This window comes from Enterococcus sp. DIV1307a, from assembly GCF_050537425.1.
Taxonomy (GTDB): domain Bacteria; phylum Bacillota; class Bacilli; order Lactobacillales; family Enterococcaceae; genus Enterococcus; species Enterococcus faecalis.
Map to the genome: position 1 here is coordinate 218396 of NZ_CP172914.1, position 6605 is coordinate 225000.

General features: G+C 42.3%; 3 protein-coding genes and 2 rRNA genes (1 of these 5 cut by a window edge). All 5 read left to right on the forward strand.

All coding sequences use genetic code 11. The features are described from left to right. The first annotated feature begins 141 nt into the window (after positions 1–141). Positions 142–1038: an Hsp33 family molecular chaperone HslO gene (hslO, locus tag IGL90_RS01080; RefSeq protein ID WP_002359370.1), complete on the forward strand. Its 897-nt coding sequence runs from the start codon at positions 142–144 to the stop codon at positions 1036–1038. 11 nt (positions 1039–1049) lie between these two features. Next, positions 1050–2048: a tRNA dihydrouridine synthase DusB gene (gene dusB / locus IGL90_RS01085; protein WP_002356263.1), complete on the forward strand. Its 999-nt coding sequence runs from the start codon at positions 1050–1052 to the stop codon at positions 2046–2048. Between the two features lie 93 nt (positions 2049–2141). Further along, the gene (gene lysS / locus IGL90_RS01090; protein ID WP_002356264.1) at positions 2142–3638 is read left to right on the forward strand and encodes a lysine--tRNA ligase; all 1497 of its coding nucleotides are present in this window, start codon (positions 2142–2144) and stop codon (positions 3636–3638) included. A gap of 653 nt (positions 3639–4291) precedes the next feature. Beyond that, positions 4292–5852: ribosomal RNA gene (locus IGL90_RS01095) — 16S ribosomal RNA — on the forward strand. A 226-nt stretch (positions 5853–6078) separates the two neighbouring features. Then, positions 6079–6605 (forward strand): 23S ribosomal RNA (locus tag IGL90_RS01100) (it continues 2386 nt past the right edge of the window). Together the 16S and 23S rRNA genes form the textbook arrangement of a ribosomal RNA operon.

A 6605-nucleotide genomic window follows, 5' to 3' on the forward strand; every position in this document is an offset into this window, starting at 1 on the left:
TATTTGTCGAGTTGACGAATACTGCACCTTCTATAATATTAAGATATTCTATAGAAGGAAGATTATTTGGTTGAAAAAACACCTGATTCCTAGTATTATCTGACTAATGGACAAAAAAGCACCAAGAGAAGAGGAAAAAGAATGGAAGATTATTTGGTAAAAGCCCTTTGTTATAAAGGTTCAATTCGAGCATATGCCATCAGTGCCACTGAAACTGTTAGCGAAGCGCAAAGAAGACATGATACATGGAGTTCTTCTACCGCAGCGTTAGGGCGCACATTGATTGGAGCCCTTTTACTAGGAGCGACTTTAAAAGGTGACGATAAATTAACTGTAAAAGTACAAGGAAATGGCCCAGCTGGCGCTATTATTGTCGATAGTAATGGCCGTGGAGAAACAAAAGGCTACATTAAAAATCCACATGTCAGCTTAAAGTTGAATGCAACAGGTAAAATTGATGTACGTGGCGCTGTCGGTAACGAAGGGATTTTCACAGTCATTAAAGATTTAGGATTAAAAGAAACCTTTTCTGGACAAACACCTATTGTTTCTGGTGAAATCGGTGAAGACTTTACATATTTTATGGCGGTCTCTGAACAAGTTCCTTCAGCTATCGGTTTAGGTGTATTGGTGGACACGGATGAATCTGTGAAAGCAGCCGGTGGTTTTATGATTCAAGTAATGCCAGGTGCCGATGAAAGTACCATTGATTTTATTGAACAGCGTCTAGCGGAAGTGCCACCAATTTCACAATTACTAGAAAATGGAGAAACACCTGAACAAGTCTTGTATCGCTTGTTGGGAGAAGACGAAGTAGAAATTTTAGAAAAAATGCCTGTACAATTTAAATGTGACTGTTCCAAAGAAAAATTTGCGACCGCTTTGATTGCTGTTGGGATCGATGAATTAAATGCGATGATCGATGAAGATCATGGAGCAGAAGCAGTTTGTCAATTCTGTAACAATAAATATCACTATAGTGAAGAAGAATTAATTGAACTTCGCGATGAAGCGATTCGCAATACGAAACAAAAGTAGGAGGAAAGACTATGTGGAAAATTGGAGACGTTGAAATCCCCAACCGTGTTGTCGTAGCTCCGATGGCGGGTATTAGTAACGCCGCTTTTCGTGTGACTGTAAAAGAATTTGGCGCAGGATTAGTCGTTTGTGAAATGATTAGTGACAAAGGAATTAAATTAAGAAACAAAAAAACCTTAGAAATGCTATATATTGATGAGCGAGAATATCCTTTAAGTGTACAAATTTTTGGTGGAGATAAAGAAACATTAGTGGAAGCTGCTAAGTTTGTGGAAGAAAATACGCAAGCGGCGATTATTGATATTAACATGGGTTGCCCTGTCAATAAAATAATTAAAGCTGAAGCTGGTGCGAAATGGTTGCTGGATCCGAATAAAGTGCATGAGATGGTTCACGCAGTCTCTTCGGCAGTTTCTTTGCCTGTCACTGTAAAAATGCGAACAGGCTGGGATGAAGATCATCTATATGCTGTAGACAACGCTTTGGCTGCCGAACAAGCAGGCGCTTCGGCAATTGCTATGCATGGTCGGACACGTGTCCAAATGTACGAAGGGACAGCCAACTGGGACGTTTTAAAGGAAGTGAAAAAGCATTTAACCATTCCTTTTATGGGAAATGGAGATGTCAAAACGCCTGAAGATGCTAAACGCATGTTAGAATATGTTGGAGCGGATGGTGTGATGATTGGTCGAGCTGCTTTGGGCAATCCTTGGATGATTCAACGGACGAAAGAATACTTGGAAACGGGCGAATTGATGCCTGAGCCTTCACCAGCTGAAAAAATTAACATTGCAAAAGTTCATTTACAACGATTAGTGGATTTAAAAGGTGAAAAAATTGCGGTCCGTGAGTTTCGCCAACATGCTTCTTACTATCTAAAAGGAATTTCGCGAGCAGCCAAAGTGAAAGTTGCGATTAACCAAGTTGAAACACAACAAGCAGTTGTCGATTTACTTGATGCCTTTGTAGAGAAGATTTCCAAAGTTGCTGTAACTACTATAGAAGAATAAAAAATTCAAGCCGAAAGTAAAATTCGGCTTGCTTTTTTTCGAATTACTGTGGCATTATTAGGATAGGTTAAAATCAAGAATGGAGGAACAACAGTGGCAGAAGAACAACAAGCGCATTTAGAGGATTTAAATGATCAAATGCTCGTGCGCCGCGAAAAAATGGAAGCTTTACGTGAAGAAGGGATTGATCCTTTCGGTAAACGTTTCGATCGCACTCATAATTCAGCAGAACTTCATGAACAATATGATAATCATACAAAAGAAGAACTTAGTGAAATGAATACAGAAGTCAGCGTTGCTGGACGTATGATGACAAAACGTGGTAAAGGAAAAGCTGGTTTCGCCCATTTGCAAGACCGTGAAGGCCAAATTCAAATTTATGTTCGGAAGGACCAAGTTGGAGACGAAGCCTATGAACTATTTAAACATGCTGACTTAGGCGACTTCTTTGGTGTGACAGGTCAAATAATGAAAACCAATACGGGGGAAGTTACTGTTAAAGCTCAAACAATTACGTTATTAACTAAAGCTTTGCGTCCATTGCCAGATAAATACCATGGATTAACGAATGTGGAACAACGTTATCGTCAACGCTATTTGGATTTAATCAGTAACAAAGAAAGCTTTGATCGTTTCATGAAACGCAGTCAAATTATTAGCGAAATCCGTCGTTATCTAGATGGCAATGGCTATGTCGAAGTAGAAACGCCTGTCTTGCATAACGAAGCAGGAGGAGCTGCTGCTCGTCCATTTATCACACACCATAATGCATTAGATATGGACTTATACTTACGCATTGCCCTAGAGTTACATTTAAAACGTTTAATTGTCGGTGGCATGGAAAAAGTATATGAAATTGGTCGTGTCTTCCGTAATGAAGGAATCGATACCACTCATAACCCAGAATTTACAATGCTAGAAGCTTATACCGCTTATACTGATTATCAAGATGTGATGGATTTAACAGAGGGAATTATTCGTAATGCTGCGGAAAAAGTCTTAGGAACTACTGATATCACGTACGATGGTCAAGCGGTTGACTTAGGAAGTCCTTTCAAACGTCTACACATGGTAGATGCGGTCAAAGAACAAACGGGCGTAGATTTTTGGCAAGAGATGACGATAGAAGAAGCCCGTGCGTTGGCTAAAGAACATAATGTTGAAATTACAGATGCCATGACAGTCGGTCATATCATTAATGAATTTTTCGAAACATTTGTAGAAGATACGTTGCAACAACCAACATTTATTTATGGTCACCCAGTAGCTGTTTCACCATTAGCGAAGAAAAATCCAGAAGATGGTCGTTTCACTGACCGCTTTGAACTGTTTATTATCGGAAAAGAGTTTGCTAATGCATTTACAGAATTAAATGATCCAATTGACCAACGTGAACGTTTTGAAGAACAAGAAAAAGAACGGGAACAAGGAAATGATGAAGCACACGGAGTAGATGAAGATTTCATCGAAGCCTTAGAATATGGCTTACCACCAACCGGAGGATTAGGTATTGGGATTGATCGACTAGTTATGTTATTAACTGATGCACAATCAATTCGTGATGTCTTGCTATTCCCAACAATGAGATAAAAAAAGATGCCTTAAGGGCATCTTTTTTTTGTATTCGCAAAAAATTAAATAAAAAAAGAATAGAAAAACAATTGAAACCAATTCTTTTTTTCTAAAAAAATCGAAGATGGGTAATAAAAAGAATGGGTAATCTGATAAAAAAACGAACTTTATCTAATCGGATAAGAAAGAATAATCGGTATTGAAAAAAAGTTTAAAAAAAGTGAAAATAATGATTGACCAATGCTTGAAATCTTGGTATATTATTACATGTCGCAAGGCGAGTCACACAGCTGAGCGATTCAGAAATCAATAATTAAATAACAATTCTTGATTTCAAATCTCTCGAAAAAAGTTTGAAAAAACAACAAAAAAGTTGTTGACAAATAACAAGCGAGATGATAAGATATAGAAGTTGTCACAACAGACAACAACAACCGAGCAAAACAACTTAAAAAAACTTTTTTAAAAAAGTTCTTGACATTCAAACGAAAGTTTGTTATGATATAAAAGTTGCTGCGAGGTAACGTAGACCTTTGAAAACTGAACAAAGAATAGACGAACCAAATGTGTAGGGCGTCTTGATTCAATTCAAGACAACAAACATTTTTAACAAGCAAGCAATATGCTAGCAAACAAATTGAGCTTAACAATCGTAAGATTGTTCTAACTTTTATTATGAGAGTTTGATCCTGGCTCAGGACGAACGCTGGCGGCGTGCCTAATACATGCAAGTCGAACGCTTCTTTCCTCCCGAGTGCTTGCACTCAATTGGAAAGAGGAGTGGCGGACGGGTGAGTAACACGTGGGTAACCTACCCATCAGAGGGGGATAACACTTGGAAACAGGTGCTAATACCGCATAACAGTTTATGCCGCATGGCATAAGAGTGAAAGGCGCTTTCGGGTGTCGCTGATGGATGGACCCGCGGTGCATTAGCTAGTTGGTGAGGTAACGGCTCACCAAGGCCACGATGCATAGCCGACCTGAGAGGGTGATCGGCCACACTGGGACTGAGACACGGCCCAGACTCCTACGGGAGGCAGCAGTAGGGAATCTTCGGCAATGGACGAAAGTCTGACCGAGCAACGCCGCGTGAGTGAAGAAGGTTTTCGGATCGTAAAACTCTGTTGTTAGAGAAGAACAAGGACGTTAGTAACTGAACGTCCCCTGACGGTATCTAACCAGAAAGCCACGGCTAACTACGTGCCAGCAGCCGCGGTAATACGTAGGTGGCAAGCGTTGTCCGGATTTATTGGGCGTAAAGCGAGCGCAGGCGGTTTCTTAAGTCTGATGTGAAAGCCCCCGGCTCAACCGGGGAGGGTCATTGGAAACTGGGAGACTTGAGTGCAGAAGAGGAGAGTGGAATTCCATGTGTAGCGGTGAAATGCGTAGATATATGGAGGAACACCAGTGGCGAAGGCGGCTCTCTGGTCTGTAACTGACGCTGAGGCTCGAAAGCGTGGGGAGCAAACAGGATTAGATACCCTGGTAGTCCACGCCGTAAACGATGAGTGCTAAGTGTTGGAGGGTTTCCGCCCTTCAGTGCTGCAGCAAACGCATTAAGCACTCCGCCTGGGGAGTACGACCGCAAGGTTGAAACTCAAAGGAATTGACGGGGGCCCGCACAAGCGGTGGAGCATGTGGTTTAATTCGAAGCAACGCGAAGAACCTTACCAGGTCTTGACATCCTTTGACCACTCTAGAGATAGAGCTTTCCCTTCGGGGACAAAGTGACAGGTGGTGCATGGTTGTCGTCAGCTCGTGTCGTGAGATGTTGGGTTAAGTCCCGCAACGAGCGCAACCCTTATTGTTAGTTGCCATCATTTAGTTGGGCACTCTAGCGAGACTGCCGGTGACAAACCGGAGGAAGGTGGGGATGACGTCAAATCATCATGCCCCTTATGACCTGGGCTACACACGTGCTACAATGGGAAGTACAACGAGTCGCTAGACCGCGAGGTCATGCAAATCTCTTAAAGCTTCTCTCAGTTCGGATTGCAGGCTGCAACTCGCCTGCATGAAGCCGGAATCGCTAGTAATCGCGGATCAGCACGCCGCGGTGAATACGTTCCCGGGCCTTGTACACACCGCCCGTCACACCACGAGAGTTTGTAACACCCGAAGTCGGTGAGGTAACCTTTTTGGAGCCAGCCGCCTAAGGTGGGATAGATGATTGGGGTGAAGTCGTAACAAGGTAGCCGTATCGGAAGGTGCGGCTGGATCACCTCCTTTCTAAGGAATATTACGGAAATACACATTTCGTCTTTACTTTGTTCAGTTTTGAGAGGTCTACTCTCAAAACATTCGTTCATTGAAAACTGGATATTGAAGTAAAAAGAATCAAAACAAACCGAGAACACCGCGTTGAATGAGTTTTTTAATAAGTTCAATTGCTTATTTATTGATTAACCTTCTATCGCTAGAAGAAGTGATCAAGACCCAACCGTAAGGTTGATAAGGTTAAGTGAATAAGGGCGCACGGTGGATGCCTTGGCACTAGGAGCCGATGAAGGACGGGACTAACACCGATATGCTTTGGGGAGCTGTAAGTAAGCTATGATCCAGAGATTTCCGAATGGGGGAACCCAATATCTTTTATAGGATATTACTTTTCAGTGAATACATAGCTGATTAGAGGTAGACGCAGAGAACTGAAACATCTTAGTACCTGCAGGAAGAGAAAGAAAATTCGATTCCCTGAGTAGCGGCGAGCGAAACGGGAAGAGCCCAAACCAACAAGCTTGCTTGTTGGGGTTGTAGGACTCCGATATGGTAGTCTGTTAGTATAGTTGAAGGATTTGGAAAATTCCGCTAAAGAGGGTGAAAGCCCCGTAGACGAAATGCTAACAACACCTAGGAGGATCCTGAGTACGGCGGAACACGAGAAATTCCGTCGGAATCCGCGGGGACCATCCCGCAAGGCTAAATACTCCCTAGTGACCGATAGTGAACCAGTACCGTGAGGGAAAGGTGAAAAGCACCCCG